Source organism: Hamadaea sp. NPDC051192 (genome assembly GCF_040682475.1).
Taxonomy (GTDB): Bacteria; Actinomycetota; Actinomycetes; order Mycobacteriales; family Micromonosporaceae; genus Hamadaea; species Hamadaea flava.
In genome coordinates this window covers 239,079-265,415 of record NZ_JBFBAZ010000001.1, presented here as the reverse complement: position 1 = coordinate 265,415, position 26,337 = coordinate 239,079, and the positions used below count along the sequence as shown (strand labels likewise).

The following is a 26,337-nucleotide window of genomic DNA, read 5'->3' as shown; positions in this document are numbered from 1 at the left end:
GGCGGGGCGGGGCGGGGGGTGGGTGAGGGCGGGTGGGTTAGGCGGGGATGGTTTCCCGGGTGGGGGTGGGGTGAGGGCTGGCGGGGGTGTCGTGTTTGATGCCGAATCGGCGGTAGATCGCGCCGAGCGGACCGGGCGCCCACCAGTTCCATCGGCCGAGCAGTCGCATCGTCACCGGAACCAGGATCATCCGGACGAGCGTCGCGTCCACGAGGATCGCGACCAGCATGCCGACGCCCATCATCTTCACGAACGCCATCTCGCCCGTGGCGAACCCGCCGACCACGATCGCCAGCAGCAACGCGGCGGCGGTGATGATCCCGCCCGTGTGCTGTACGCCCCGAGCCACGGCGCGGGTGTTGTCGCCGGTGGCGTCCCACTCCTCCCGGATGCGGGAGAGCAGGAACACCTCGTAGTCGGTGGCCAGGCCGAACAGGATCACCAGGATGAGCACCAGGTTGGTGGGATCGAGGAAGCCGGTGCTGGTGAAGCCCATCGCCCCGGCCAGGTGACCCTCTTGGAAGCCCCACACGATCACGCCGAAGCTGGCCCCGATCGAGATCAGGTTCATCACGACCGCCTTGATCGGCAGCAGCACCGAGCCGAAGGCCAGGAACAGCAGCAGGAACGTCGCGCCGGCCATGATCAGGGCCGCCCAGGGCAGCCGCTCACCGAGGCTGTCCAGCAGGTCGAGATCCATCGCGGCCCGGCCGGCGACCTGCGTCTGCGTACCCGAGGGGGGCGGCAGGTCGCGAAGGTCGCGGACGATGTCCCGGGTGGCGGCCTCGGACGGGTCGCCGTCGTAGTCGACGCTCAGGAGAGTCACGCCGTCCTTGGTCGCGACCACGTCCGCGCCGGTCACCCCGTCGACCGCCCGAATCTGGTCCACGTAGGACGCCGGAGCGGCTCCCTTTACCAGCAGCTGGATCGGGTAGTCCGAGGTCGCCCCGGTGAAACCCGTGTCCAGCCGGTCGTTCACCGTGCGTACGGTGGAATCCGGGGGCAGCAGCCGCTCGTCGAACCCGCCGAAGCTGATCCGCAGCGCCGGCAACGCGATGGTGATCAGCACCGCGGCCACCGCGACGGCGTACACCACCGGCCGCTTCATGACGCTGTGCGCCAGCCGGCCCCAGGTTCCCCGCTCCTCACTCGCGGATCCGGTCGCTGCTTTACGCGTACCAAATGGGAGGCGAATGCGCCCCGCGTTGATCCGGGGACCGAGCAGGGCGAGGAACGCGGGGAGGACGGTCAGCGAGGCGAGCATCGCGACGCCCACGGCCGCCATCCCGCCGAAGCCCATGGACCGCAGGAAGACCTGGGGGAACACGAGCAGCGACGAGAGTGCGAGCACGATCGTCAGGCCCGAGACCAGGACCGTGCGCCCGGCGGTCTGGAGGGTACGCGTGATCGCGGCCTGAGTGTCGAGTCCGGCCGCGAGTTCTTCGCGGAACCGGCTGACGATGAACAACGCGTAGTCGATCGCCATGCCGAGACCGAGGATAGTGATGATGTTGATCGCGAAGACCGAGACGTCGGTCGCGTAGGTGAGGAGCCGTACGGCGGCGAACGCGCCGAGCGTGGCGATGACCCCGACGATCAGCGGCGTGACCGCGGCGACCAGCCCCCGGAAGATGAACAGCAGCAACAGCAACAGAATCGGCATCGAGATGGTCTCGGCGAACGCGATGTCCTCACTGGTCTGCGAGTTGACCGACTTGAGGAAGGCGATCGCGCCGCCGACCTCGGTCGTCACGCCGGGCACGTCGAGCGACGGGCGCAGGTCGTCGTAGACCTCGCGCTTGACGTCCTGGTCGTCGCCGTGCAGGCGGATCGCGGCGTAGGTGGAGCGGCCGTCGGTCGAGGTCATCCGGTTCGGATCCCACAGGACCTCGGACACCTCGGGGTTCGACTTCAGACTCGCCAGAGTGCTCGTGACCGCGGCGGAGTAGTCGGCGATCTGCTTGCCGTCCGGCGCGGTGTAGAGCGCGATCAGATCGATGCTCTGGTCACCGAAGACCTCCTTGATCTTCACGGTGGCCTGGTAGGACTCGCTCGCGCGGTTCTCGAAGCCGCCGCCGGTCAGCTTGCCGAAGACCCCGGTGCCCCAGACCGCGCTGACGACGACCACGCCCACCGCCACGAGCAGGACAGGCCAGCGAAACCGCTGAATCAGCCTTCCCCACATCGCGTACCTCCCCCTTCGCTCCAGCTTGCGTTAAGCTGTGAGCGCTGCTTAGTAGAGTTAACGCCGTTTACTTTGCCAACGCCGTTAACTCGTGTCAAGGGGATCGGGTGTTACATGGCGACGAACCGCCGGGAACGACAACGGGAAGCCACGAAGCAGGAGATCCGCGACGCGGCGCGGGCCCAGCTCACCGAGGGTGGCCCGGGTGCGATCTCGCTGCGGGCCATCGCCCGTGACATGGGTCTCACCGCCGCGGCGCTCTACCGCTACTACGACAGCCTCGACGCGCTCGTCGAAGACCTCTGCGCGGACCGCTACGACGCGCTCACCACCGAAGTGCTGGCTGCCCGCGACATCGGGGCCACTCCCCTCGACCAGCTCCGCGAGGCCTGCCGCGCCTATCGCCGCTGGGCGCTGCGCAATCCCCACGAGTACGCACTGATCTGCGGCGAGCCTGTCATCGACACGATGCACACCCACGTCGAGCCGACGCCGAAGGGCGACGCCGCGATGCGGTTCACCCTGGCCTTCCTCGAACCGTTCACCGCCATCTGGCACGCCCGGACGACGCCGCCGCAGCCCCTCGTCCCCGGCGTCGCCGAGGCGCTCAGCGGACCGAACGTCGAAGCCCTGCGGCAGGCACTGCCGATCGAAGGCGTGGCCTTCTTCCTCATCGGCTGGACCCGGCTGGCCGGTGCGATCACCATGGAGATCTTCGGCCACCTGCGCTGGGCCACCGACGACGTCGAGCCGCTCTTCGAGCAGAACCTCGAAGACATGCTCCGCCAGCTCACCATGTAGCCCGCCGCTCTCGCCCGGCGCGCTTTCGCGCTGGATCAGGGTTCCGTGTCGAATCTTGGTCCAAGATTCGACCGAGAACCCTGATCCGGTGGGTTACTCCGCCGGGGTGGACGCCGGGGCGGACGCCTCGGTGGGTGCTTTGGTGGAGCGGATCTCATGCCCCACGCTGGTGAGGCATTTGCCGCTCGCGAGGTTGAACTTCCAGCCGTGGAGCTGGCACGTGAGAACCTCGCCCTCGACGATGCCGAACCGGGTGAGGTCGGCCTTGAGGTGCGGGCAGCGGCGCTGGAACTGCCAGCCGTTCATCACGATGTCCTCGGCGTCCGGCCGCTGCGACTCGTACCAGCCTTCGGCGTACTGCAGGCGCTCCTCGGAGAGGCACTTGAAGAACGCGTAGACGAACTCGTTGTACTGCCCGATCCGGGCCGCGGAGAAGCGGCACGAGAGGAACAGCGAGTTCACCCAGTCGCCTTCGTCGAGGTACAGCAGGTGCTCGATCAGCCGCCGCTCGGTCTTGAACCGGTAGCGCACCTTCTCGTCGGCGGCCGGGCGTACCTCCTTGCCCGGGAAGTCGACGACGATCGACTCGATGACCTCGCCCATCGGGTCGGTCAGGTCGAACCGCACCGGTCCGCCGACGCCCTTGGCCAGGTAGACCGACTCGTCCAGGAGCGGCTCGATGCGGTCCTTCATCCCGGCCAGGACGTCGATCTCGGGATGCGACCAGCTCGCCTTCTCCCGCTCGATGACCACCCGCTGCCGGTCCCGGTACGCCTTGAGGTGCGACTCCTTCTGCTCGAAGAACTCGCCGAGGTCGTCGACGGGGTGCGTCGTCGCGCACGACTCCGTCGTCAGCTCGCTCACCGATCCGGGGAGGAGGACCACTCCGTTGGTTCCGCCCACTGCGGCATATTCACGCATGAAGACAGACTGATCGGGGAAGATGTTCCCCTCGTCGTCGAAGATGTCGTTGAACTGCCACAGCTCGTCGTCAAGGAAGCACGGCGGGCCGGCGATCGGGAAGACCCAGTCGGCCTTGAGATCGGCGATGTAGCGCCAGGTGCGGTCGAACTGGCGGTCGCGCTTCTGCTTACCGAACGCGGTCTTCGCCGACTGCGGCAGCTCGTAGACCATCGGGTACCAGATGGCACCGGAGAACTGGAGCATGTGCGCGTGCACGTGGCCCAGCTCGGCGAACCGGGTGAGGTCGGTCGGGCGGGCGTCGTTCTGGTTCAGCAGCCGTACGCCGTCATGCTCCACCCACAGCGAGGAGTCCCCGATCGGGCCGTCGGTCGGCGAGATCAGGGCCTGGATCATCACCTTGAGCCCGCCGTCGAGTTCGTGCACCTCGTCGGACTTGGTCTTCAGGAAGCTGGTGAAGCCGAGATCGCGCAGCTCGTCCTCGAGCTGGCTGGTCGGGTACTCCGGCAGCAGCACCGTCGCGGTCTTGCTGACGAACCGCTTGAGGTGCGCCGCGTCGAAGTGGTCGCGGTGCAGGTGGGAGACGTAGAGGTAGTCGCAGTCGCCCAGGGTTTCCCAGTCGAGCTGCGAGTTGTCGGGGAACGGGAACCACGACGCGAAGTACGCCGGATTCACCCACGGATCGCACAGGATGCTGCCCGCAGGCGTGTCGATCCGCATACTCGCGTGCCCCGTGCCCGTGATCCGCACCGGTCCCGTCTCCCTCAGCTCGCATCGTCCGCGCCCCGGCCGACTGCCGGGCGTAATCCCCCGCCCCGAGGCTACCGGACGCGTGGAGCATGCCAGACTAAGCACGTCAGCTTCGCTTGGAAGGACCGAACAGTGGCTGGAACCGAACCGGTGACCTCCCCCGATCAGCACAAGCCCACGCCGGTCAAGGCCGCGCGGATCGCGGGCGTGTTCTCGATCATCGCCCTGCTGCTGATGACGCTCGGCAACCACGAAGGCCGCGTCGAGGACGTCTTCCTCGTCACGGTGGCCGGCATCATCGCGGCGCTGATCATCATCGACGCCGTGCTGCGGCGCAACGGGCTGCGCTGAGCGCTCGACCGGCTCAAACGAAGATCGCCGCGCCCCTGGAGGGGCGCGGCGATCTTGTGTGTACCGGTCAGTGGCGGCGGACGATGTCGCGTACCTCACGCAACGCGGCGTCGACCTCGGCCTCGTAGTAGCCGCCCGGCACCAGGCTGAACTGGGCCGGATCGAGTTCGTTGTCCCCGATGGGCGCGCCCGGCTGACCCGCGAGCGCGCCGATGACGCCCTCGAAGAGCCGGTCGACCTGGGTGGGGTCGTAGCCGCTGCCGAACCGGCGCAGCTGGAAGGTCCGCCGCATCTGGTCGACCCGCTGGACGTCGGCCGCACCCGGACCGGCCATCGCCGCAGCGGCCGGGCTGGTGAAGCCACCCTGCGGCGCGCCACCGTACGCCGGAGGCGGCGTGACCGGGCTGCCGTAGGTGTTCCCGGGGGGCGGCGGGGCCGGCCGCTCGAACTCCGGACCCGGGCCGTAGCTGTCCCGCGACGGCGGCGGCGGAGCCTGGAAGCCCTGCGGCGCCTGCGGCGGCCGGTCGAATCCGCCGGGCGGGGCGGACGGCGGACGCTCGAACGCACCCGGCGGCGGGGGCGGCGGCATGCGCATCTCGGTGGTCATGTCGGCCTTGCCGTGGCGGCCGGGATCGAAGCCAGGACCCCCGCCGACGCCGACGGGACCGCCGTCGTAGCCGCCGAACGTGGGCTCGGGCTCGAAGCGCTGCGGTTGTGGGACCGGACGCGACGGCAGTGGCGGCTGCTGCGGGCCGCCCACCGGGGGAACCGGGCCGGGACGCTCGGTCGCCCGCAGCGCCTCACCACGGCCGGGGCCCTTGGACCGCTCCTCCAGCTCGGCCAGCTGCCGCTCCACCCGGTCCAGGTGCAGGTCGACCTGCCACTCGTCGTAGCCGCCGAAGCGTACGCGGAACACGACGTCGTGGACCTCCTGCGAGCTGACGTGCGCGCCCGGGACGCCGTTCAGCGTGGCCTCCACCCGGTCGAGGAAGGTATCCACCTCATCAACCTTGTAGCCACGGCGTACGGCCCGCCGCCTGAAACGCTGGCCACCTTGCCCGCTCATGCCGACTCCTCGCTAGCCGCCAACTGTCCACACGCTCCGTCGATCTCGCGCCCCCGCGTATCACGCACAGTAGTCGGGACTCCGGCCGCGCGCAGCCGCCGGACGAACTCCCGTTCCACGGGCTTGGGGCTCGCGTCCCATTTGCTACCCGGCGTGGGGTTGAGAGGGATCAAATTCACATGGGCCAGCCGCCCCGCCAGCAGCTTGCCCAGCAGGTCCGCGCGCCAGGGATGATCGTTGACGTCCCGGATCATCGCGTACTCGATGGAGACCCGGCGACCCGTTCGCGCTGCGTACGCCCACGCCGCATCGAGCACTTCGGCTACCTTCCAGCGCTGGTTCACCGGCACGAGTTCATCGCGAAGCTCATCATCGGGGGCGTGCAGCGACAACGCAAGAGTGACCGAGAGGTCCTCCTCGGCCAACTTCCGCATCGCGGGAACGAGGCCGACAGTCGAGACGGTGATGTGCCGCTGGGACAGGCCGAGGCCCTCCGGCGCCGGGCTCGTCAGACGGCGGACCGCCTCGATGACCCGGGGATAGTTGGCGAGCGGCTCACCCATGCCCATGAACACGACGTGACTGAGCCGGTTGGGGCTGCCGGGCACACCGCCTGAGGCGGCGACGCCGGCGAGGTAGACCACCTGATCGACGATCTCGGCGACGGACAGGTTGCGGGTGAGCCCGGCCTGGCCGGTGGCACAGAACGGGCAGGCCATGCCGCAACCGGCCTGGCTGGAGATGCACACCGTCACCCGGTCTGGATAGCCCATCAGGACGCTCTCGACCAGGGATCCGTCGTGCAACCGCCACAACGCTTTACGGGTGGCGCCGTCGTCGCACTGCAATTCGCGTACGGGGGTGAGCAGGGGTGGCAGCAGATCGCCCGCGAGCCGGTCGCGGGCGGTGAGCGGGATGTCGGTCATCCGGGCCGGGTCCCGCTCGAGTCTGGCGAAGTAGTGCGTCGACAGCTGGGCGGCCCGGAACTCCTTCTCGCCGAGCGCGGCGACGGCCGCCCGGCGGGCGGCCAGATCGAGGTCGGCGAGGTGGCGCGGCGGCAGCTTGGCGCGATGCCGCGCCGGGGCCGCCGGTTCGCTCGCGCCTCGCTCCAGCACGATCGGCTTGCGGTCGACGGAGAGCAGCGGCAGTTCAGTCATGGTCGTTCCAGTGTCCCACGCCGGAACCAGCGTCCGCGGCCTCGGTGGCGTCACTCACCGCAGACTCTCAGGAGGTGGGAGCGAGGATGGCGAACATCAGGTAGGCCGCCGGCAGCGCGAACAGAATCGAGTCCAGGCGGTCCATCAGGCCGCCGTGGCCCGGCAGCAGGTTGCTCATGTCCTTGATTCCGAGATCCCGCTTGAGCAGCGACTCCGCCAGGTCCCCGAGCACGCAGGCCACCGCGACGACCGCGCCGAACAGCGCACCCCACCAGGGCGCCACGTCCAGGGTCAGCCAGACCAGCACCGCCGAGCCGACGGCGGCCCAGACGATCGACCCGCCGAACCCCTCCCAGCTCTTCTTCGGGCTGATGGTGGGCGCCATCGGATGCTTGCCGAACAAGACGCCGCTCACGAAACCGCCCGTATCCGACAGGATCACGGCGGCGAGCGTGCAGAGGATGCGCCACTGTCCGTCGTCGGCGGTGGTCATCGGGACGGCGAAGCCCAGCAGGAACGGGACGTACACCATGATCAGGGCGGATGCCCCGATGTCGCGCTGATAGTTCGCCGGCCCGTCGGCCAGCCGCCACACGAAGACGGCGAGCACCGTGATCAGCAGGCCGAGGCTCAGCGCCTCCAAGCCGCGGAACCAGGTCAGGCTGAGCATGACCGCGCCGCCCACGATCAGCGGGATCAGCGGCGGGTTCGCGCCGGTCGGCCGGATCGCCCGGACCAGCTCCCAGATCCCGATCGAGCTGGCGGCGATCAGGATCAGCAGGAACCACGGCTGCCGGGCGTAGAAGAGCACGCCCAGCACCGTCCCGGCCAGGCCGATCCCCACCGCGATCGACACCGGCACGTTGCGGCCCGCGGACCGACGACGGCGCCCGCGCCGGCCCGGCTTCGACTCGGGCTCGGCCTCCGCGGCGGCTACGGTCTCCGACTCACTGGTACGCACGACGTCCGGCTCGGGCGCGCGCGCCGGTTCGGCCCGGCGCGCCGCCTCAGGCGTACGCGGGGATTCGTTCGCACGCGGAGACTCGTTCGTACGCATGGAGCGGCGCTCCCGCGGCGGCGGTTCGGCGGCCGCGGCCGGAGTGTCGTCGGAGCGGTCGAAGAAACCGCCCGCCGAGTCGTCCTCGCCGAGGCCACGCAGCCGGGCGTACGCGTTGGCGCCGGTGCCCCAGCCGGGGTCCGTCCCGTCCTCGCTCATACCTCGAGCAGCTCGGCTTCCTTGTGCTTGAGCAGCTCGTCGACGACCGCGGTGTACTTGTGCGTGAGGTCGTCCAGCTCCTTCTCCGCGCGCCGGCCCTCGTCCTCGCCCGCCTCGCCGTCCTTGACGATCCGGTCGAGTTCCTCCTTGGCCTTGCGGCGGATGTTGCGGACCGCGACCTTCGAGTCCTCGCCCTTGCCCCGGGCGATCTTGATCATGTCGCGGCGGCGCTCCTCGGTCATCTGGGGGACGACGATCCGCAGGAGCGTGCCCTCGTTCGAGGGGTTGACCCCGAGGTCCGAGTCGCGGATGGCCTTCTCCATCGCGGCGAGCTGCGACGAGTCGTAGGGCTTGATGATGACCATGCGCGGCTCGGGCACCGAGACCGACGCCATCTGGGGCAGCGGCGTGGGCGTGCCGTAGTAGTCGATCGAGATCTTGGAGAACATCGAGGCATTGGCGCGTCCGGTCCGGATCGCCGCGAACTCCTCCTTGGCGTGCTCGACCGCCCGGTCCATCTTCTCCTCGGCCTCGAGGAGCGTGTCGTCGATCACGGGCTTCGTCGCCTCCTTAGGCTGCTGTGCTTCGCTGTCGCGCCGCGTGGCGCGGTGGCTCACGTCTTGGTCGGTTCCATCATCCGCTACTCGGCGGTGATGAGCGTGCCGATCTTCTCGCCGCTGACCGCCTTCACGATGGTGTCGTCGCCCTCGGCGGCGAAGACCAGCATCGGCAGGCCGTTGTCCATGCAGAGCGAGAACGCCGCCTGGTCGGCGACCCGCAGGCCGCGGCGCAGCGCCTCGGCGAAGGTCAAGGTGTCCAGCTTGACCGCGTCCGGCTCGGTACGCGGGTCGGCGGTGTAGACGCCGTCGACGCCGTTCTTGCTCATCAGGACGATGTCGGCGTGGATCTCCAGCGCCCGCTGGGCGGAGACGGTGTCGGTCGAGAAGTACGGCATCCCCGCGCCGGCGCCGAAGATCACGACCCGGCCCTTCTCCAGATGCCGGATGGCGCGCAGCGGGATGTACTGCTCGGCGACCTGAGCCATGCTGATCGCCGTCTGCACCCGAGTCTCGATGCCTTCCTTCTCCAGGAAGTCCTGCAGCGCCAGGCAGTTCATGACCGTGCCGAGCATGCCCATGTAGTCCGCGCGAGCCCGGTCCATGCCGCGCTTCTGCAGCTCGGCGCCCCGGAAGAAGTTCCCGCCGCCGACGACCACGGCCACCTGGACGCCCTTGCGGACGACCGTGGCGATCTGCCGGGCGACCCCGGCCACCACGTCGGGGTCCACGCCGACGGCGCCACCGCCGAAGACTTCGCCGGACAGCTTCAGAACCACCCGGCGCGCCCGGGTCATCACCTGCTCGGTCACTGCACCACCCCTTCGTAGCTGACCCCGCCCGCCCGCGGTGAGTCCGTCAGGCGGTCCGGGAAGACGATATGCCACGGGGAGGCCGTGGCTCACACCAACGACCTCCCCGTGCGTGCCCGTCAGGCCTGGCCGACCTCGAACCGCGTGAACGCGGTCACGGTCACCCCGGCCTCGGTGAGGACCTGAGCCACCGTCTTCTTCGGGTCGGTCACCGAAGCCTGCTCGACCAGGACGAAGTCCTTGAAGAAGGAGTTCACCCGGCCTTCGATGATCTTCTGCAGGGCCGCCTCCGGCTTGCCTTCCTCGCGAGCGGTCTGCTCGGCGATGCGGCGCTCGGACTCGACGATCTCGGCCGGGACCTCGTCTCGCGAGACGTACTTGGGACGCATCGCGGCGATCTGCATCGCCACGCCCCGGGCGTCGTCCGCGCCGGCCTCGTCGTCCTTGCCGGCGTACTGGACGGCCACGCCGACCTGCGGCGGCAGGTCCGCGCTCTTGCGGTGCATGTAGACCGCGACGTTCCCGCCGAGCACGGCGAACCGGTTCACGACCAGCTTCTCGCCGATCGCGGCCGAGGACTCCTGCAGCACGTCGGCGACGCTCTTGCCGTCGAGCTGCGAGGCGAGCAGGGCGTCGACGTCGGCCGGCTTGACCGCGTCCACGTGCTCGACCAGCTTCTGGGCCAGCGCGATGAAGTCCGCGTTCTTGGCGACGAAGTCGGTCTCGCAGTTCAGCTCGAGCAGCGCGGTTCCGGCGTGGGCGACCAGGCCGTTGGCCGTGGTCCGGCCGGCCCGCTTGCCGACGTCCTTGGCGCCCTTGACGCGCAGGATCTCGACAGCCTTGTCGAAGTCGCCCTCGGACTCCTCCAGCGCCTTCTTGCAGTCCAACATGCCGGCGCCGGTGAGATCACGCAGGCGCTTGACATCCGCAGCGGTGAAAGACATCTGACTCTTCCTCAGTTCTCGGTCGGTCTTGCGACGGTCACTCGGCTGCGGGGGCGGCGGTCTCGCCGGCGTCGGCGGCCTTGGCCGCGTCGCCCTCGGCCTCAGCGGCCTTGGCCGCGTTGCCCTCCAGCAGCTCGCGCTCCCACTCGGCCAGCGGCTCGTCGGCCGCGACGGCGCCCGCGTCCGGCTTGGCCTCGGCGCCCCGCGTCGACTTGCCCGAACGGGCGATCAGACCGTCGGCGACGGCGGCCGCGACGACCCGGGTCAGCAGCTCGGCCGAGCGGATCGCGTCGTCGTTGCCCGGGATCGGGTAGTCGACCTCGTCGGGGTCGCAGTTGGTGTCCAGCACCGCGATGACCGGGATGCCCAGCTTGCGGGCCTCGTCGACGGCGATGTGCTCCTTCTTGGTGTCGACGACCCAGATCGCCGCCGGGAGCTTCTGCATGTCCCGCAGACCGCCCAGGGTCTTGCTCAGCTTGTCCTTCTCGCGCTGGAGCTGCAGGGTCTCCTTCTTGGTGTACCCCTTCTCGGCGCCGAGCTGGTCGATCGCCTCGAGCTCCTTCATGCGCTGCAGACGCTTGTAGACCGTCTGGAAGTTGGTGAGCATGCCGCCCAGCCAGCGGTGGTTCACGTAGGGCATGCCGACCCGGCTGGCCTGCTCGGCCACGGCCTCCTGGGCCTGCTTCTTGGTGCCGACGAAGAGCACCGAGCCGCCCTCGGCGACGGTGTTCTTGACGAAGTCGTACGCCTTCTCGATGTAGTCGAGCGTCTGGCGCAGGTCGATGATGTAGATGCCGTTGCGCTCGGTGAAGATGAAGCGCTTCATCTTCGGGTTCCAGCGACGCGTCTGGTGCCCGAAGTGAACGCCGCTCTCCAGCAGCTGGCGCATGGTTACGACGGCCATGTGGATGGCTCCTTGCCTGTTCCCTGGTTGTCGCGCAGACCGGTCGGCCTGCGCCCTGGCGCCCACACCACGACCCGGCGGGCCCACCACGAGGGCGGGACCAGGGGGGCCGCGCGTGCCCGATTCAGCGCAGCGGAATCAGGAGTTGGGCGCGCGAAGTTGACCGCACGGGGCGGTCACCGGTTGACAAGTCTACGCCGTCGGGTTGCGGCCGCCCCAGCCAGGGTGGCGCGCGCCTCGCTGACGGCTCAGGCGGCGGCGCCGGCCGCGATCATCAGGATCAGCCCGATCGGCAGGTACGCCAACGGCGTCTTCAGGAACGCCTTCGGTCCGCCGTGGGCCGCCCCGGTGATCAGGGCGTAGAAGCCGAGGCCGAACAGCGGCAGGGCCATCATCATGAGCCCGCCGGCCACGATTCGGCCGACGTCGAACTGGAAGACGCCCCGGACGAAGACCAGGAACATGATCAGCTCGAAGACGCCCAGCGACAGCCCGATCAGCACGGCGTGCATGGGCTTACGGCTGCGGTAGACCCCGGAGTCGGCGTCCCGCTCAGCCGAGCGGGAGCGCTGCTCGGGCGCTGGGCGTACCTCGGGCGCCAGCTGCGTCGGCGGCGCGATCTGGGTCGGCGGCGCGTCCATCATCGGCGCGCGCTCCGGCGGCCGGGGGCCGAACGCCGGGCCGGGTCCGCTGACCGGCGAGCCGGGACCGGGGCCGTAGCCGGGTTCGAAGGACTGCGGTTGCGGCGGCGCGGGCGGCCCGTAGCGGTTCGGTTCGCCGTAGCCCGCGTTCACGTCCCCGATCGGGTAGCCGCCGCGACCACGATCGTCGTCGCGGTAACCGCCACGTCGCTCACGCCAGTCGCCACCGCCGTCGTACCCGCGGTCCTCGCCGGGCCACCGCTCCTCCGCGTATCCGCGGTCACCGTCGTATCCGCCCACGGCGCTAGACCGTAGGCGCTTTCCCGCCGGAATGCCAATCCGGGCTGCCTGGCCGGTGACAGGGCATCGGCCGTACGGAGGATGTCTGGGGCAGTTTTCCCCACGGTGTCGCAATCCACAGTCGGGCGTACGCCGAGGTGGCGCCGACCCCTGCCGAGTGGGGAGGCTCCCGGCTCATGACACGAACACGGCGCGCCTTCGGGGCGTGGGGCGAGCAGGTCGCCGAGGCGTACCTGCGGCAGCTCGGGCTGGCGGTGGTCGACCGCAACTGGCGGTGCCCCGACGGCGAACTGGACCTGGTCGCGCTGGACGGCGACGTGATCGTCTTCTGCGAGGTGAAGACCCGGCGGAGTCTGCTGTTCGGCTCCGGCGTCGAGGCGGTGCTGGGCCGCAAGGCGCACCGCGTACGCCGGTTGGCCGCGATCTGGCTGGCCGAGCACGACGCCGACGGCCGGGAGCTGCGGTTCGACGTGATCGCCGTCCGGCCCGGCGAAGGGCGTACGCCCCGGATCGACCACGTGACGGGTGCGTTCTAGGTGAGCTACGCGAAGGTGCACGCGGCCGGGATCAGCGGGGTCGCCGGTGTCCTCGTCGAGGTCGAGGCGGACGTCGCGCTGGGCATGCCCCAGCTGGTCGTCTCGGGGCTGCCGGACGCCGCGCTGAACGAGGCCCGGGACCGCGTACGCGCGGCGGTGGTCAACGCCGGCGAGGAGTGGCCGCAGCGCCGGATGACGGTCAACCTGCGCCCGGCCACCGTACGCAAGCAGGGGTCGAGCTTCGACTTGGGCATCGCGGTGGCGATCCTCGGCGGGGCCGGGCGGCTTCCACTGGCCGCCCTCGACGGGGTGGCGCTGATCGGGGAGCTGGGCCTGGACGGCATGGTCCGGCCGGTACGCGGAGTGCTGCCGATGGTGATGGCCGCCGCCCGCGCCGGGCTGAACCGGGCGATCGTCCCGGAGGCGAACGCCGCCGAGGCCGCCCTGGTGCCGGGCGTACGCGTCAAGGCAGCCGGCTCGCTCAACGCCGTCATGAACTACGTCCGGGACGGGGTGGAGCTGCCCGCCGCCCGCCCGGTCACCGCGCTCGATCCACGACCTCCGCTCGATCTCGCCGACGTCGTGGGTCAGGAGCACGCCAAGGTCACCTTGGAGGTCGCCGCCGCGGGCGGCCATCACCTGAGCCTGCTGGGCCCGCCCGGCGCGGGCAAGACCATGCTCGCCGCCCGGCTGCCTGGACTGCTGCCGACGCTGGACGACGCGGCTGCGTTGGAAGTCACCTCGCTCTACTCCATCGCCGGCCGGCTCGCTCCCGGAGCGGGACTGCTCCGCTTTCCGCCGTTCCAGGCGCCGCACCACACGACGAGCACCGCCGCGCTGCTCGGCGGCGGGACCGGGCTGGCCCGGCCCGGGGCGATCTCGCTGGCCCATCGCGGGGTGCTGTTCCTCGACGAGCTGCCCGAGTTCAGCCGGACCTCCTTGGAGGCGATGCGCCAGCCGCTGGAGGAGGGCTCGGTTCGAATCGGCCGGTCCAAGGACCTGGTCAGCTACCCGGCCCGGGTGCAATTGGTCACTGCCGCCAACCCCTGCCCGTGCGCGAAGCCCGGCGGCGACGCCTTCTGCGAATGCTCGCCGACCATCCGCCGCCGGTATCTGGGCCGGTTGTCCGGACCGCTGATGGACCGGATCGACCTGCATGTCCAGCTGTTCCCGGTGACCTCGGCCGGGCTGTTCGCGGTGGACGAGCCGATCGAGACCACCGACACCGTCGCGCGGCGGGTCGCCGAGGCCCGGTCCGCCGCCGCCGAGCGCTGGCGGGCGTACGGGTGGCGGATGAACGCCGAGGCGACCCGGTCCGCCCTCCGGCTGCCGCCGGTCGCGACGGCCGACCTGCGCCACCGCATCGACACCGGGCTGTTGTCGGCCCGGGGCTACCTCCGTGTGCTGCGAGTCGCCTGGACCCTCAGCGATCTGGCCGGTCGCGACCGGCCGGGTCGGGAGGACGTGGCGACCGCGCTGACCTTGCGATTGGGAGACCTGAGATGACCACCGAAGACCGCGTACGCCTGGCCCGCATCGCCCTCGGCTGTCTGGTCGAGCCCGGCCGGAGGGACGTGTTCGAGCTGGTCGCGACGGACGGGCCGGAGGCGGCGCTGGATCGCCTCTGCGCCGGCGACGCGGCCGCGTCCGAGGCGGTCCGCAGCCGCCTGGCCGGGGACGAACCCTGGGATCTCGCCCGGCGGCAGCTGGCGACCACCGAACGCGTCGGCGCTCGCGTCCTGACTCCGGAGGACGACGAGTGGCCCGGGGACCGGCTCGACGACCTGGCCCGCATCTCCCGCCCGACGCTGTCCGGCGGAACGGCGATCGATCGCGACACCTTCCCGCCCCACTGCCTCTGGGTACGCGGAGCGCTGCCGCTCGGCGCGACGGTGGCCCGGTCGGTCGCCGTCGTCGGAGCCCGCGCCAGTACGCCGTACGGCGATCACGTGGCCGCCGAGCTGAGCTACGGCCTCGCCCGCAAGGGGTACGCCGTGGTCTCCGGCGGCGCCTTCGGCATCGACGCCGCCGCGCATCGGGGCGCCCTGGCCGCGGGCGGCCCGACGATCGCCGTCCTGGCCTGCGGCGTCGACCGGGCGTACCCGTTGGGGCATGCCGGGCTGCTGGAGCAGATCGCGGAGACCGGGCTGGTCGTCAGCGAGTGGCCGCCGGGCAGCGAGCCGCTGCGTTTCCGGTTCCTCATCCGCAACCGCGTGATCGCCGCGCTCACCCGAGGCACGGTGATGGTCGAGGCTGCGGCCCGCAGCGGCAGCCGCCAGACCCTGCACCGGGCGTTGCAGCTCGGCCGGGCCGCGATGGCGGTGCCCGGCCAGGTGACCTCGGCGACCTCCGTCGGCTGCCACGAGGAGCTGCGGAAACCCGAGGTGCTGCCGGTGGCGAACATCGCTCACGTGCTGGAGGAGGTGGGCCGGATCGGGGCCGACCTCGCCCCGCCGGTGCTCGGGCCGGAACGCCCGGAAGACCAGCTGGACGAGGTGGAACAGCGGCTGATGGACGCGGTGCCGGCACACCGGCCGATGCTGTGCGGTGACATCGCGCGGATCGCGGGCATCCCGGTCCGGGTCGCGCTGGCGAAGCTGCCCGCGCTGGTCACGAGGGGCCTGCTCGAAGAACGAGGCGGTGCGTATCGCCTGCCCGCCGCACGGGCGGGCCGGCGATGACGATCAGATGTCGCTGGGCAGCGACAGGTCGGGCTTCTCCAGCTCTTCGACGTTGACGTCCTTGAACGTCATGACCCGGACGTTCTTCACGAACCGGGCCGGACGGTACATGTCCCACACCCAGGCGTCGTGCATCTCGACCTCGAAGAAGACCTCGCCATCGGAGTTGCGCACGTGCAGGTCGACCTGATTGGCGAGGTAGAACCGCCGCTCCGTCTCCACGACGTAGGAGAACTGACGGACGATGTCGCGGTACTCCTTGTAGAGCTGAAGCTCCATCTCGGTCTCGTACTTCTCGAGATCCTCAGCGCTCATCGCACGCCCTCCATGCTGACATCTTCCCCCACCCGGCGCCGGCGGCGAGCCGGGTCACCGGACGCCACGCCGACCGTACCCCGACCGTGCTCCTCGCGCCCATCGAGCGCTCGTTCCGACTCGGCCACGTTCTGATAAGAGAACCGATGCTCAGTGCAGGGCCCGTGCTCGCGCAGCGCGGCCGAGTGCTCTGGGGTGGTATATCCCTTATGCAGCTCGAAGCCGTATTCAGGATACTTCTCTGCCAGCTGCACCATGATCCGGTCCCGGGTGACCTTGGCCAGGACGCTCGCCGCCGCGACGCACGCCGCCACCTGATCGCCCTTCCAGACCGCCAGCCCGGGCACGCCCGCGCCGTCGACCGGAAAACCGTCGGTCAGCACGTAGTCCGGGCGCACCGTCAGGGCGGCCAGCGACCGCCGCAGCGCCGACAGGTTGCAGAACTGCAACCCCAGCCGGTCCACCTCGGCCGCCTCGATCACCACCACGTGGTAGGCCAGCGCCCGCTTGACGACCTGGTCGTAGATCCGGTCGCGCGCCAGCGCCGTGAGCAGCTTCGAATCGGTCAGCCCCGGAATCTCGCCCGCCTTGCCGTCGGGCAGCACCGCGGCCGCGGCGACCAGCGGACCCGCGCAGGCCCCGCGGCCCGCCTCGTCCGCCCCCGCGACGAACGCGAAGCCGCGCCGGCGCAGCGAACGCTCCAGCGCGTAGATCCCGCCTTCCCGGCGGGTGACCGTCTTCGGCGGCATCAGCATGCGGCCAGCGCCCTCCCCTGTGATCTGGATCTTCTTCGCACCGTTCTCCAGACTCCGACGTTACGTCACCCGGGTGACACCTGGGACGCGGGACCCGCCCGGTTGTCCACATCCGCCCGTCGTGCACAGAATCGACAAGCGCCACTTCTGCGTACGCTGAGCGGCGGGCCGACGATGCCGGGATGCGACTTCTCCTGACCGGCCTGCTGATCTTGTCGACGGCGGCGCCACCCTCCTCACCAGCGCGGTTCGGCTGGCCGCTGCCCGGTACGCCGACCGTCGTACGCCGCTTCGACCCGCCGCCCGAGCCGTGGCTTCCGGGACATCGCGGGGTCGATCTGGCCGGGTCGATCGGGGAGATCGTCCGCGCCGCCGGGGACGGTCAGGTCGTCTTCGCCGGTCCGCTCGCCGGGCGTGGCGTGATCAGCGTCGCCCACCCCGACGGCGTACGCACGACCTATGAGCCGGTGACGCCGACGACCACGGCCGGGCAGACGATCCGCCGGGGCGAACCCATCGGCCGTCTCGACCCGGGCCACCCCGGCTGCTCGGCCGACGAAGCGTGCCTGCATTGGGGCGCCCGCCGGGGCGAGACCTACCTCGATCCGCTGTCGCTGCTCGGGCTCGGCCGCGTCCGGCTCAAGCCGCTGCGCTCCGCAGCAGCCCCGGCAGCCCGTCCGCCAGTCGCTGCGCATCCACGCCGGTCACATAGACGTGGCCGGAGACGCGTAGGAGCCCGCCGTCCTCCCACGGATTGACGTTCACCTCGACGCCCAGTTCCTCCGCGATGCGCGTACGCAGAGCCGCGCCGGACTGCTCGTCGGACACCACCGACCCGGGCAACCGCACCACCCGCATGCTCACCCCGTCGCCGGGATGCGGCCGGTCGACCCCGAGCGCTTCGGCGAGCACCGACTGCGCGTACTCCGCGACAGCGACGGCGTACGCGCGGACGCGGTCCCGGCCGAGCGAGTCGAGCAGGTCCAGCCCTGCGGGAGCGGCGAGCCAGGCGGTCACATCCCTGGTGCCCTGGTGCTCGATCGACCGAGGGAAGCCGTCCGGATCAGCGTGCGAGACGACCAAGGGCTCGATCCGGTCCACCCATTGCGGCGCAACGGTAAGCAGCGCGGTTCCCCGCGGAGCGAACCCCCACTTGTGGAAGTTGCCGGTCCAGAAGTCTGCCCCGATGGCTTCGACGTCGGTGTCCAGCATGCCGGGCACGTGCGCCGCGTCCACCAGCAGCGGTACGCCAGCCGCCCGCATCTCGGCGGCGATCCGGGTGACCGGGAACAGTTTGGCGGTCGCGGCGGCGACATGGTCCACAATGGCCAGTTGGGTGACGCCGGGGCGGACCCCGTCCATGATCCGCTCCACGACCTCGTCGTCACCGGCGGTCAAGGGGATGTGCACCACCCGCACCCGGACACCGGTCCGCGCCCGGAGCCGATCCAGCGCAGTCAGCACGGCGTTGTACGCGTGATCGGTCGTGAGGATCTCGTGCTCTGGGCGTACCAGTGAGGAAAGCGTGTGCAGCACGGTCGCCGTCGCCGTGGTCGCGTTGACGACCAGCGCGGATCTCGCGGGGTCGGCGCCGACGTAGCGCGCCAGCCGGGCGCGGACCTCGTCCACCCGGCCGGGCAGCAGCCGCGCGAACCGCATGGGATTGCGGTCGACCTCATCGAGAAAGCCCCGGTGCGCTTCGCGCACCGGGGCCGGTACCGCGCCGAACGAGCCGTGGTTGAGATAGCTCACCGACTGCTCGAAGGAGAAGAGTTCGCGGCCACCCTCGAAAATCATGGGGCCAACCTTAGCCAGTGGGCGCGGGCACGCTCTCGTAGCTGTCGGGCACGCTCAGCCAGCGCATCCGGTCGAATGGCCAGAAGAGCACGAAGGCTCGCCCGACGACCGAATCGATGGGGATCGTCGCCTGATTGATGTCGCTGTTGTTGTGCGCCCGCCAGTTCTGGAGCGAGTCGCCGGAGGAGTACCGGTTGTCGCCCATCACCCACAGCCGGCCCTCGGGCACGACGATGTCGAAGTCCTGCGGCGCCGCGTTCTGCCCGGTGTGATCGGTGTTGGGCAGGATGTAGGGCTCGTCCAGCGGGTGCCCGTTGATCTGGATCCGACCCTGCGGGTCGCAGCACGTGATGTGATCGCCCGGTACGCCGATCACCCGCTTGATGAAGTCCTTCTCATTCGGATCCGACCGCCACGACTCCGGCGAGACGAACACGATGACCTCGCCACGGTGCGGGTCCCGGAAGTCGTAGACCAGCTTGTTGACGAGCACCCGGTCGTCGATGTTGAGCGTGTGCTCCATCGACTGCGACGGGATGAAGAACGTCTGGACCACGAACGCCCGCACCAGGAACGCGACCACGAGGGCCACGACGAGAAGAATGGGCAGTTCGCGCCAGAACGATCCGCTGCTACCGCTGCTCTTACTCTTGGTCTGCTCGTCAATCACGCACGGAGCCTACGCGACCGCGCTGTGTTCCGGCGGGCGAGCCACACCGGCGCGACGATCGCGAGCCCGGCGGGATCGACCGGCAGCACCGGCCCCACCCCGAGCCCTTGGGTCTGACCAGTGGGAACGCTCTGGAACGGGTCCGACTCGGAGATCGAATCCCACCGACTGATCGGCCACACGACAGTGCCCGCGCGCCCGATCACGTTCTCGATCGGAACGAGACCACGACAGCGCGAATCCTGGGAGACGAAACGGTTGTCGCCCATGACGAACAGCATCCCGGGCTCGACGACGACCTCGTCGAACTGGCGCGGGCCGCACTGCCCCGGCGTCTTGGGGCTGTCCTTGTTCGCGTTCTTCGTGACGTAGGGCTCGTCGATCGGCGTCCCGTTGACGAAGATCCGGCCCTTGACGTCACAACAGGAGACCCGATCCCCCGGTACGCCGATCACCCGCTTGATGAAGTCCTTCTCCCCGGGCGTACCCAGGCCGACGAGGTCGCTGAGGCCGCTGCCGACCTTGGAGAAGAAGCTCGCGTTGGGGTCGGCGGAGAACTCCGGAGTCCAGTTCGACGGGCCCTTGAAGACCACCACGTCGCCGCGTTCCGGATCGCCGAAGTGGTAGACGACCTTGTTCACCAGTACGCGATCGCCCCGGACGAGGGTGTCCTCCATCGAACTGGAGGGGATGTAGTACGCCCGGAACAGGAAGGTCTGCACCAGGAAGGCGACGCCGAGCGCGATCACCAGCAGGAGCGGAATCTCCTGCCACAACTTGAGTTTGCGCCGCTGACGGCGCTGCGACCCGCCCGGTGCCGGACGGTTCACCGGCTCCAGCGACCGCGACGCCGGAACCGCCGGCACGCCGGAACCCCACCGCTGGTCGTAACCCGACCGGTCCTCCTGCCGCGGCTCGTCCCGCCGGAGGTCGTCATATCTGGGGTCGTCATATCTGGGGTCGTCATAACGGGGTTCGTCGTAACGGGGCTCGCCGGAACGCGGCTCGCTGTAACGGGAGTCGCTGTAACGGGAGTCGCTGTAACGGGGGTCGCTGTAACGCGGATCCTGAGAGCGGGAGTCGGACTCCCAGCGCGGATCCTGCGGGTCCGCCCACGACCGTTGCGGAGGGTATTGCTCGGCGGACTCCTCCGCCGGCCAGCGATCACGCGAGTCGTCCCTGCCGGGCTCGCGAGAATCCTCCCACCGAGGCTGCTCCGGCCATCGGTCGTATGTGCGGTCGGTCACCGGAGGCACTCTAGATGGTGCCGGACTGTTTGGGGAGGGCCGATCATGTCCGAACGGTTAAGTTCCGGGACATCGGTGCTGTCCGCGGCCTTGACTGCCGTTTAACGCGACAAGACCCCGTCCTTCCGGACGAGGCCTTGTCGTACGTTCGACCGATAGGACGGCGCTCAGGCCGGCTTGGCCTCGCGCAGCTCCTTGATCTTGGCCTTCTTGCCCCGCAGATCGCGGAGGTAGTAGAGCTTGGCCCGGCGGACGTCACCGCGGGTCAAGACCTCCAGGCGGTCGACGGCCGGGCTGTGGATCGGGTAGGTGCGCTCGACGCCGACGCCGTAGCTCTCCTTGCGGACCGTGAAGGTCTCGCGCAGGCCGGAGCCCTGGCGGCGGATGACGACGCCCTGGAAGACCTGGACCCGGGACCGGTTGCCCTCGACGACTCGGGCGTGGACCTTGACAGTGTCACCCGCGCGGAAGTTCGGGGTGTCGGTACGGATGGACGCTTCGTCCAGCATGTCCAGCGTGTTCATCGCTGTTCCTCAGTGTCGCGCGCACCGCTCCCGGCGCGCGTGCGGACATTTCTGACCCCGCTCGCAGCTGTCACCAGCTCCTCCGACCCGCTCGCGCGGGTGCGAGATCCTCGTTTCGCGGGCGTGCTTCAGCCCCGCGAGAACGGCAACCTCTCTACTCTGCCACATCGGGTACGCCGGGCGGAAACCGCCCCGGCCACATCACACCAGCGGCGTCGAGCGTGGCGCGGTCCTTCTTGTCCAGCGTCGCCGGATCGAGCGCGGCGACCAGGTCGGGGCGACGAGCGGCGGTACGCAGCAGGGCCTGATCCCGACGCCAGCGGGCGATCTTGCCGTGATCCCCGGACCGCAGGATCTCCGGCACCTCCAGCTCCCGCCAGACCGCCGGCTTGGTGTACATCGGGGCTTCGAGCAGCCCGTTCGCGTGGGACTCCTCGTCCAGCGAGGCCGAGTTGCCGAGGACGCCGGGCAGCAGCCGGGTGACGGCCTCCAGCATCACCAGGACGGCCACCTCCCCGCCGAACAGCACATAGTCGCCCAGCGACACCTCGGTCACCGGCATCCGCCCGGCCGCATGATCGAGTACGCGTTGATCGATGCCCTCGTACCGGCCGCACGCGAACAGCAGGTGCTCCTCGGCGGCCAGCTCGTGCGCCAGATCCTGGGTGAACAGCCGCCCGGTCGGGGCCGGGACGACCAACCGCGTACGCCCATCGGCGAGCGCGTCCAACGCCTCGCCCCACGGCTCGGGGCGCATGACCATGCCCGCGCCGCCACCGTAGGGCGTGTCGTCGACCGTTCGGTGCACGTCGTGCGTCCACGTCCGCAGATCGTGCACGGCCAACTCCAGCCGGCTCTCCGCCCGGGCCTTGCCGAGCAGGGAGAGCTCGAGCGGGGCGAAGTATTCGGGGAAGATCGAGACGACGTCGACACGCATGCCGAGGCCTACAGGTCCAACAGCCCGTCGGGCGGGTCGATGACGACTCGGCCCCCGGCGACGTCGACCGTCGGGACGATGGCCCGCACGAACGGGACCAACGCCATGGTGCGGTCCTCTTTGCGTACGACCAGCATGTCGGAGGCCGGCGCGTGATCGATGCGCGCGACCACCCCGACCTTGTCCCCCGCGACCGTGACCACGTCGAGCCCGACCAGCTGGTGGTCGTGGAACTCGTCCGGGTCGGTCGGAGCGGCGATGTCGCCGGAGTCGACCCAGAGCAGCAGGCCGCGCAGTTCCTCGGCCACGTTGCGGTCCGGAACCTCGGCGAAGAAGATCAGCGGCCGGCCTTGATGCCAGCGCACCGTCTCGATGGTGAGTTTCGCCCCCACGGGGCTGCCGAGCTTCTCCTCGGTGGGGCCGACGTCGAACGTCGACCCCACCGCGAAGCGCTCCTCAGGCTCGTCCGTGCGGACCTCCACGACGAGTTCGCCGCGGATCCCGTGCGGACGGAGGATCTTGCCGACGACCAGCAGCATGACGGCCTAGTAGGCGTCGACGATGTCGACGCGCATCCCCTTGCCGCCCACCGAGCCGATCACCTGGCGCAGCGCCCGGGCCGTACGCCCGCCGCGGCCGATCACCGTACCCAGATCGTCGGGGTGCACGCGCACTTCGAGCCGCGCGCCGCGGCGCGCGTCCACGAACCGCACCCGGACCTCGTCCGGGTGCTCCACGATGCCCTTGACCAGGTGTTCGAGTGCCGGACGCAGGGTGCTGTCGGTCCGGCCCGACGAGCTGCTGCCGCGCAAGGTCAGGCCCCCTCGGCCGGAGCCTCAGCCGGCTCAGCCGGCGTCTCGGCCTTGGCTTCGGCCTTCTTCTCGGCCTTCTTCGGCTCCGCCTTCTTGGTCTCCGCGACGCCGGCGGCGGCCTGCGCCTCGGCCTCGTAGATCGCCTTGCGGTCGACCTTGGCGGCGGCGACCTTCAGCGGCTCCGTCGGGGCCGGCAGGCCCTTGAACTTCTGCCAGTCGCCGGTCTTGCTCAGGATGGCGACGATCGGCTCGCTCGGCTGCGCGCCGACCGACAGCCAGTACTGCACCCGGTCGGACTTGACCTCGATCAGCGAGGGCTCCTCCTTCGGGTGGTAAACGCCGATGAACTCGATCACCTTGCCGTCGCGCTTGGTACGCGAGTCGGCGACGACGATGCGGTACTGCGGGTTGCGGATCTTGCCCATCCGCAGAAGCCGGATCTTGACGGCCACGTGTGTTCGCTCCTGTTGCGATAGGTTTCGAACGCTCGCCATCCCACGTGGGGTTGTGAGCGGTGCGAGCGGTCATGGACACGACCGGCGTCGGAAGTTAGAGGGCTGCCGTGCGCGAGTCGAATACCAGTCGTCAATTGTGCCAGACGCCGGTGCGCACTCGGACCCACCCCGCCGGGCTTACGGGACACAGATCACACGGCCCGAGGATTCAGGGGCGGCGCGGGGCGTCCCAGCCGGGCAGCGGCGTCGTCGAGACGATCGGACCCCAGTCCGGATCAGGCCGGAAACCGGTCCAGGTGCCGTCGAAGGGGAAGTCGCCCGCCTCGACCAGCTTGATCACCTCCAGCCCGGCCTGGCGTACGCGCTGCTCGTCGTCGACCCAGTAGTGGTCGGGCAGACGCAGCCGCTCGGCGAACTCCTCCTCGTCCTTCCACCGCCAGCTCCGGTCGGGCTCGATCCAGACGTCGAGATCCCAGTCGACGGTGTCCAGCCCGGCCAGCTCGGCGGAGCGCCAGGGGACGGCTGGGACTTCGAGGTTGGCGTACCAGTTGAGGAAGTCGCCGGCCGGGCTGAAGAAGAACCGGATGGAGTAGTCGGCGCCGGTCGGATGCCAGGACAGGACGGAGTGCCCCGCCTCGGCGTCGATCAGACGCTTGGGCCCGTCCACCCACTCGGGCAGAGGTGTCTGGCGCATCATGCGGCCGTCGGTCATGACGGTGTAGAAGTGCCGCCCGCCTGCCTGGCCCCACAGCAGCACGCCCTGGTCGTCATGCTGCACGGCGCGCAGCGGGAACAGGCCGGAGACCGCGCTGTGCTGGAAGTGCCGCAAGTAGACGATCTCGCCCCGTTCGAAGACCATGACCCAAAAGTAGTCGAGGCCGCGCCGGATCGTGATCCTCCGACGGGTGATGCCGGCGTCGGGTCAGCGAGCCCGAGGACGATCCCAGCCGGCGGCGACGATCGGCGCGCCCGTCCACATCGGATCACCGGTGAGCCCCAGCAGGGAGGTGTCGAACGGGAACTCGCCCGCCTCGATGCGCTTGACCACACGCAGGCCGACCTCGCGCACCGCGTCTCCGTCCGCCACCCAATAGTCCGACGGGTACGCCAGGCGCTCGGCGAACTCCTCCTCGTCCTTCCACGACCAGGAGCGATCGGGCTCGACCCAGATGTCGAGGTCCTGATCCACGATGTCGACCCCGGCCACAGCGCCGTCGTCCCACCGGACCCCGGCCTCTTCGAGGTTGACGTACCAGCCGCGGAAACGGCCGTCCTCGGCCCGGAAAAGCCACACGGAGTAGTCCTCGCCGGGCGGGAGCACCTTGAGGATGGCCGGACCGCGCCAGATCATCTCCCAGAGCTTGGTCTCGGTGACGAGCCACTCGGCGAACGGCATCGCTCGCAGACCCCGGCCGTCGACCGCCTTCCGGTCCAGCATCGGGGCGCCCCGGGGAACCCAGAGAAGCAGGCCGCGATCGTCGTCGGCCAAGACGACGGAGGTCTTCAGCAGACCCAGCCGGGGACCCTGGAAATGGCGGTGCAGGACCACCCGGCCGGGTTCGAAGCGCATCACGCGGATATCACGTGGATCAGTACGAGCGGCCGAGGATCGCCGTCAGGTTCGGCTCGTCCTGCGCCGCCGGAGCCGAACCGTCCTCGCGGAACAGGCAGCGTACGGTGATCGCGCTCTCGTTCGCCTTGGCCTCGCCGTCGACGCCGACCGCCGACCACGGCAGTTTCGCCCAGCCGGTCTGCGACGCCTCGATCGCCTCGTCCAGCGTCTTGACCTCGACGGTGCTCGCCTCACGCCGGGCGAGCGCCTCGTCGTAGAGGCCCTGCTGGTCGGCGACGAGCGCCTCGGTCACCGCGGTGACCACGCCGCCGATCGGCAGCGGCGTCTTCGAGCCGTCGATCCGTCGCGCCAACGTCACGTTGCCCGCGGCCAGATCGCGCGGGCCGACCTCGATCCGCAGCGGTACGCCCTTCAGCTCGGCGTCGACCGCCCGGCGGCCGAACGGCGTGTCCACCCGGTCGTCGAGCTTGACGCGTACGCCCGCGGCGGCGAGGTCGTCGACCAATCCCTTCGCGGCGGCGGTGATGGAGCCGTCGGTCTCCTTCACCACCATGACCAGGGCCTGCGTCGGAGCCACCAGCGGCGGCAGGCGCAACCCGTTGTCGTCACCGTGGCACATGATGAGACCGCCCAGCATCCGCGTCGACGAACCCCACGAGGTCGTCCAGGCGTACTCGCGGACACCGGCCGCGCTGGAGTACTGGATGTCGAAGGCACGGGCGAAGTTCTGGCCCAGCTCGTGCGAGGTGCCCATCTGGAGCGCCTTGCCGTCGCCCATCATGCCCTCCAGCGTGTACGTGCTGGTGGCGCCGGCGAACCGCTCCCGGTCGGTCTTGCGACCCGGGACCACCGGGATGGCCAGGAGGTCGCGCATGTGCTTCTCGTAGACCTGGTGGTGGATGCGCAAGGTGTAATCCTTCGCGTCCTGCTCGGTGGCGTGCGCGGTGTGCCCCTCCTGCCAGAGGAACTCACTGGTACGCAGGAAGATCCGCGGGCGCATCTCCCACCGGACCACATTGGCCCACTGGTTGAGCAGCAGCGGCAGATCCCGGTAGGAGTCCACCCACTTGGCCATGAACTCGCCGATGACCGTCTCACTGGTCGGCCGGACCACGACCGGCTCGGCGAGCTGCTTGCCACCGCCGTGGGTGACGACGGCCAACTCCGGGGAGAACCCCTCGACGTGCTGTGCCTCCCGGTGCAGATAGCTCTCCGGGATGAACAGCGGGAAGTACGCGTTCTCCGCCCCGGTCGCCTTGATCCGGGCGTCCATGTCGGCCTGCATGCGCTCCCAGATCGCGTACGCCGTCGGCCGGATCACCATGGTGCCCCGGACCGGGCCGTTGTCGGCCAGTTCAGCCTTCGCGATCACGTCTTGGTACCAGCGGGGGAAGTCTTCCGCCCGGGGAGTCAGCACACGCGCCATGGGC

At 69.9% G+C, this 26,337-nt stretch carries 29 protein-coding genes; 6 read left to right on the top strand and 23 right to left on the bottom strand.

Annotation, left to right across the window (positions count from 1 at the left end; all coding sequences use genetic code 11):
- Window positions 1–37: 37 nt before the first annotated feature.
- Window positions 38–2,185: an MMPL family transporter gene (locus tag AB0M47_RS01280; RefSeq protein ID WP_363406399.1), complete on the bottom strand. Its 2,148-nt coding sequence runs from the start codon at window positions 2,183–2,185 to the stop codon at window positions 38–40.
- 114 nt (window positions 2,186–2,299) lie between these two features.
- On the opposite strand from AB0M47_RS01280, the gene AB0M47_RS01275 reads away from it, so the two are divergent.
- Window positions 2,300–2,986, top strand: a complete 687-nt coding sequence (locus AB0M47_RS01275) for a TetR/AcrR family transcriptional regulator (RefSeq protein WP_363406396.1) — start codon at window positions 2,300–2,302, stop codon at window positions 2,984–2,986.
- A 93-nt stretch (window positions 2,987–3,079) separates the two neighbouring features.
- Here AB0M47_RS01275 and AB0M47_RS01270 read toward each other — a convergent pair whose 3' ends face one another.
- The gene (locus AB0M47_RS01270) at window positions 3,080–4,651 is read right to left on the bottom strand and encodes a Rieske 2Fe-2S domain-containing protein (RefSeq protein WP_363406426.1); all 1,572 of its coding nucleotides are present in this window, start codon (window positions 4,649–4,651) and stop codon (window positions 3,080–3,082) included.
- A gap of 138 nt (window positions 4,652–4,789) precedes the next feature.
- On the opposite strand from AB0M47_RS01270, the gene AB0M47_RS01265 reads away from it, so the two are divergent.
- Window positions 4,790–5,008, top strand: a complete 219-nt coding sequence (locus tag AB0M47_RS01265) for a DUF2631 domain-containing protein (RefSeq protein ID WP_253756947.1) — start codon at window positions 4,790–4,792, stop codon at window positions 5,006–5,008.
- A gap of 67 nt (window positions 5,009–5,075) precedes the next feature.
- Here AB0M47_RS01265 and AB0M47_RS01260 read toward each other — a convergent pair whose 3' ends face one another.
- The 8 genes from AB0M47_RS01260 to AB0M47_RS01225 all read right to left on the bottom strand — a co-directional run bounded on the left by AB0M47_RS01260 (window position 5,076) and on the right by AB0M47_RS01225 (window position 12,605).
- Window positions 5,076–6,074: a DivIVA domain-containing protein gene (locus tag AB0M47_RS01260; protein WP_363406393.1), complete on the bottom strand. Its 999-nt coding sequence runs from the start codon at window positions 6,072–6,074 to the stop codon at window positions 5,076–5,078.
- A complete protein-coding gene (rlmN, locus tag AB0M47_RS01255) occupies window positions 6,071–7,135 on the bottom strand; it encodes a 23S rRNA (adenine(2503)-C(2))-methyltransferase RlmN (RefSeq protein WP_253763661.1) in 1,065 nt (354 codons plus the stop codon). The genes AB0M47_RS01260 and rlmN overlap by 4 nt, the downstream gene beginning before the upstream one ends.
- A 163-nt stretch (window positions 7,136–7,298) precedes the next feature.
- Complete coding sequence (locus tag AB0M47_RS01250) at window positions 7,299–8,447, bottom strand: phosphatidate cytidylyltransferase (RefSeq protein WP_363406390.1); 1,149 nt, start codon at window positions 8,445–8,447, stop codon at window positions 7,299–7,301.
- Window positions 8,444–9,001, bottom strand: a complete 558-nt coding sequence (frr, locus tag AB0M47_RS01245) for a ribosome recycling factor (protein ID WP_363406387.1) — start codon at window positions 8,999–9,001, stop codon at window positions 8,444–8,446. The genes AB0M47_RS01250 and frr overlap by 4 nt, the downstream gene beginning before the upstream one ends.
- An 86-nt stretch (window positions 9,002–9,087) precedes the next feature.
- On the bottom strand, window positions 9,088–9,801 hold the full coding sequence (pyrH, locus tag AB0M47_RS01240) for a UMP kinase (protein ID WP_253763662.1): 714 nt from the start codon (window positions 9,799–9,801) through the stop codon (window positions 9,088–9,090).
- Between the two features lie 134 nt (window positions 9,802–9,935).
- Window positions 9,936–10,760: a translation elongation factor Ts gene (tsf, locus tag AB0M47_RS01235; protein ID WP_363406384.1), complete on the bottom strand. Its 825-nt coding sequence runs from the start codon at window positions 10,758–10,760 to the stop codon at window positions 9,936–9,938.
- Window positions 10,761–10,797: 37 nt separating this feature from the next.
- Window positions 10,798–11,664, bottom strand: a complete 867-nt coding sequence (gene rpsB / locus AB0M47_RS01230) for a 30S ribosomal protein S2 (protein WP_363406381.1) — start codon at window positions 11,662–11,664, stop codon at window positions 10,798–10,800.
- A 248-nt stretch (window positions 11,665–11,912) separates the two neighbouring features.
- A complete protein-coding gene (locus AB0M47_RS01225) occupies window positions 11,913–12,605 on the bottom strand; it encodes a hypothetical protein (protein ID WP_363406378.1) in 693 nt (230 codons plus the stop codon).
- Between the two features lie 176 nt (window positions 12,606–12,781).
- Between AB0M47_RS01225 and AB0M47_RS01220 the strand changes: the two genes are divergently transcribed.
- From AB0M47_RS01220 to AB0M47_RS01210, 3 genes are read left to right on the top strand one after another with little or no spacing between them, the layout of a single operon-like run.
- Window positions 12,782–13,141: a YraN family protein gene (locus AB0M47_RS01220; protein WP_253756965.1), complete on the top strand. Its 360-nt coding sequence runs from the start codon at window positions 12,782–12,784 to the stop codon at window positions 13,139–13,141.
- Window positions 13,142–14,647, top strand: coding sequence for a YifB family Mg chelatase-like AAA ATPase (locus AB0M47_RS01215; RefSeq protein ID WP_363406375.1), 1,506 nt, complete (start codon window positions 13,142–13,144; stop codon window positions 14,645–14,647).
- Window positions 14,644–15,822, top strand: a complete 1,179-nt coding sequence (locus AB0M47_RS01210) for a DNA-processing protein DprA (RefSeq protein ID WP_363406372.1) — start codon at window positions 14,644–14,646, stop codon at window positions 15,820–15,822. The genes AB0M47_RS01215 and AB0M47_RS01210 overlap by 4 nt, the downstream gene beginning before the upstream one ends.
- Before the next feature lie 3 nt (window positions 15,823–15,825).
- Here the strand turns inward: AB0M47_RS01210 and AB0M47_RS01205 are convergent, their stop codons facing one another.
- Both AB0M47_RS01205 and AB0M47_RS01200 read right to left on the bottom strand, forming a co-directional pair.
- Window positions 15,826–16,137: a DUF2469 domain-containing protein gene (locus tag AB0M47_RS01205; RefSeq protein ID WP_253757005.1), complete on the bottom strand. Its 312-nt coding sequence runs from the start codon at window positions 16,135–16,137 to the stop codon at window positions 15,826–15,828.
- Window positions 16,134–16,892, bottom strand: coding sequence for a ribonuclease HII (locus AB0M47_RS01200; RefSeq protein WP_363406364.1), 759 nt, complete (start codon window positions 16,890–16,892; stop codon window positions 16,134–16,136). The genes AB0M47_RS01205 and AB0M47_RS01200 overlap by 4 nt, the downstream gene beginning before the upstream one ends.
- Before the next feature lie 182 nt (window positions 16,893–17,074).
- On the opposite strand from AB0M47_RS01200, the gene AB0M47_RS01195 reads away from it, so the two are divergent.
- A complete protein-coding gene (locus tag AB0M47_RS01195; RefSeq protein ID WP_363406361.1) occupies window positions 17,075–17,650 on the top strand; it encodes a M23 family metallopeptidase in 576 nt (191 codons plus the stop codon).
- On the opposite strand, the gene AB0M47_RS01190 is transcribed toward AB0M47_RS01195, so the two are convergent.
- The 11 genes from AB0M47_RS01190 to proS form a co-directional block, all read right to left on the bottom strand.
- Window positions 17,532–18,689 (bottom strand): aminotransferase class V-fold PLP-dependent enzyme, encoded by a 1,158-nt coding sequence (locus tag AB0M47_RS01190; RefSeq protein WP_363406358.1) that lies wholly within the window; start codon window positions 18,687–18,689, stop codon window positions 17,532–17,534. The two genes, AB0M47_RS01195 and AB0M47_RS01190, sit on opposite strands and share 119 nt — an antisense overlap.
- A 10-nt stretch (window positions 18,690–18,699) precedes the next feature.
- Window positions 18,700–19,359 carry a signal peptidase I gene (gene lepB / locus AB0M47_RS01185; protein WP_253757014.1) on the bottom strand — a complete coding sequence of 220 codons (660 nt, stop codon included), beginning with the start codon at window positions 19,357–19,359 and terminating at the stop codon, window positions 18,700–18,702.
- On the bottom strand, window positions 19,356–20,606 hold the full coding sequence (lepB, locus tag AB0M47_RS01180) for a signal peptidase I (protein ID WP_363406354.1): 1,251 nt from the start codon (window positions 20,604–20,606) through the stop codon (window positions 19,356–19,358). Before lepB (AB0M47_RS01180) ends, lepB (AB0M47_RS01185) begins: the two co-directional genes overlap by 4 nt.
- 167 nt (window positions 20,607–20,773) lie before the next feature.
- Entirely contained in the window at window positions 20,774–21,130 is a 357-nt protein-coding gene (gene rplS / locus AB0M47_RS01175; protein WP_363406351.1) for a 50S ribosomal protein L19, read from the bottom strand.
- Between the two features lie 154 nt (window positions 21,131–21,284).
- Window positions 21,285–22,067: a tRNA (guanosine(37)-N1)-methyltransferase TrmD gene (trmD, locus tag AB0M47_RS01170; protein WP_363406348.1), complete on the bottom strand. Its 783-nt coding sequence runs from the start codon at window positions 22,065–22,067 to the stop codon at window positions 21,285–21,287.
- Between the two features lie 8 nt (window positions 22,068–22,075).
- Window positions 22,076–22,603 carry a ribosome maturation factor RimM gene (gene rimM, locus AB0M47_RS01165; RefSeq protein WP_363406422.1) on the bottom strand — a complete coding sequence of 176 codons (528 nt, stop codon included), beginning with the start codon at window positions 22,601–22,603 and terminating at the stop codon, window positions 22,076–22,078.
- Between the two features lie 9 nt (window positions 22,604–22,612).
- Window positions 22,613–22,879 carry an RNA-binding protein gene (locus tag AB0M47_RS01160; protein ID WP_253757023.1) on the bottom strand — a complete coding sequence of 89 codons (267 nt, stop codon included), beginning with the start codon at window positions 22,877–22,879 and terminating at the stop codon, window positions 22,613–22,615.
- A 2-nt stretch (window positions 22,880–22,881) separates the two neighbouring features.
- Entirely contained in the window at window positions 22,882–23,331 is a 450-nt protein-coding gene (rpsP, locus tag AB0M47_RS01155) for a 30S ribosomal protein S16 (protein WP_363406345.1), read from the bottom strand.
- Between the two features lie 211 nt (window positions 23,332–23,542).
- Window positions 23,543–24,193 carry a DUF402 domain-containing protein gene (locus AB0M47_RS01150; protein WP_363406342.1) on the bottom strand — a complete coding sequence of 217 codons (651 nt, stop codon included), beginning with the start codon at window positions 24,191–24,193 and terminating at the stop codon, window positions 23,543–23,545.
- A gap of 63 nt (window positions 24,194–24,256) precedes the next feature.
- Complete coding sequence (locus AB0M47_RS01145; RefSeq protein ID WP_363406339.1) at window positions 24,257–24,904, bottom strand: DUF402 domain-containing protein; 648 nt, start codon at window positions 24,902–24,904, stop codon at window positions 24,257–24,259.
- Window positions 24,905–24,923: 19 nt separating this feature from the next.
- Entirely contained in the window at window positions 24,924–26,333 is a 1,410-nt protein-coding gene (proS, locus tag AB0M47_RS01140) for a proline--tRNA ligase (protein WP_363406336.1), read from the bottom strand.
- Between the last annotated feature and the right edge of the window lie 4 nt (window positions 26,334–26,337).

Coding starts and splice junctions, on each gene's coding strand:
- AB0M47_RS01260 (WP_363406393.1), bottom strand. CDS start 6,074: ATGAGCGGGCAAGGTGGCCAGCGTTTCAGGCGGCGGGCCGTACGCCGT.
- AB0M47_RS01150 (WP_363406342.1), bottom strand. CDS start 24,193: ATGGTCTTCGAACGGGGCGAGATCGTCTACTTGCGGCACTTCCAGCAC.
- AB0M47_RS01210 (WP_363406372.1), top strand. CDS start 14,644: ATGACCACCGAAGACCGCGTACGCCTGGCCCGCATCGCCCTCGGCTGT.
- AB0M47_RS01200 (WP_363406364.1), bottom strand. CDS start 16,892: ATGCTGATGCCGCCGAAGACGGTCACCCGCCGGGAAGGCGGGATCTAC.
- AB0M47_RS01205 (WP_253757005.1), bottom strand. CDS start 16,137: ATGAGCGCTGAGGATCTCGAGAAGTACGAGACCGAGATGGAGCTTCAG.
- AB0M47_RS01280 (WP_363406399.1), bottom strand. CDS start 2,185: ATGTGGGGAAGGCTGATTCAGCGGTTTCGCTGGCCTGTCCTGCTCGTG.
- rpsB (WP_363406381.1), bottom strand. CDS start 11,664: ATGGCCGTCGTAACCATGCGCCAGCTGCTGGAGAGCGGCGTTCACTTC.
- AB0M47_RS01220 (WP_253756965.1), top strand. CDS start 12,782: ATGACACGAACACGGCGCGCCTTCGGGGCGTGGGGCGAGCAGGTCGCC.
- AB0M47_RS01190 (WP_363406358.1), bottom strand. CDS start 18,689: ATGATTTTCGAGGGTGGCCGCGAACTCTTCTCCTTCGAGCAGTCGGTG.
- trmD (WP_363406348.1), bottom strand. CDS start 22,067: ATGCGTGTCGACGTCGTCTCGATCTTCCCCGAATACTTCGCCCCGCTC.
- AB0M47_RS01145 (WP_363406339.1), bottom strand. CDS start 24,904: ATGCGCTTCGAACCCGGCCGGGTGGTCCTGCACCGCCATTTCCAGGGT.
- AB0M47_RS01195 (WP_363406361.1), top strand. CDS start 17,075: ATGCGACTTCTCCTGACCGGCCTGCTGATCTTGTCGACGGCGGCGCCA.
- pyrH (WP_253763662.1), bottom strand. CDS start 9,801: ATGACCCGGGCGCGCCGGGTGGTTCTGAAGCTGTCCGGCGAAGTCTTC.
- AB0M47_RS01275 (WP_363406396.1), top strand. CDS start 2,300: ATGGCGACGAACCGCCGGGAACGACAACGGGAAGCCACGAAGCAGGAG.
- rplS (WP_363406351.1), bottom strand. CDS start 21,130: ATGAACACGCTGGACATGCTGGACGAAGCGTCCATCCGTACCGACACC.
- tsf (WP_363406384.1), bottom strand. CDS start 10,760: ATGTCTTTCACCGCTGCGGATGTCAAGCGCCTGCGTGATCTCACCGGC.
- AB0M47_RS01250 (WP_363406390.1), bottom strand. CDS start 8,447: ATGAGCGAGGACGGGACGGACCCCGGCTGGGGCACCGGCGCCAACGCG.
- proS (WP_363406336.1), bottom strand. CDS start 26,333: ATGGCGCGTGTGCTGACTCCCCGGGCGGAAGACTTCCCCCGCTGGTAC.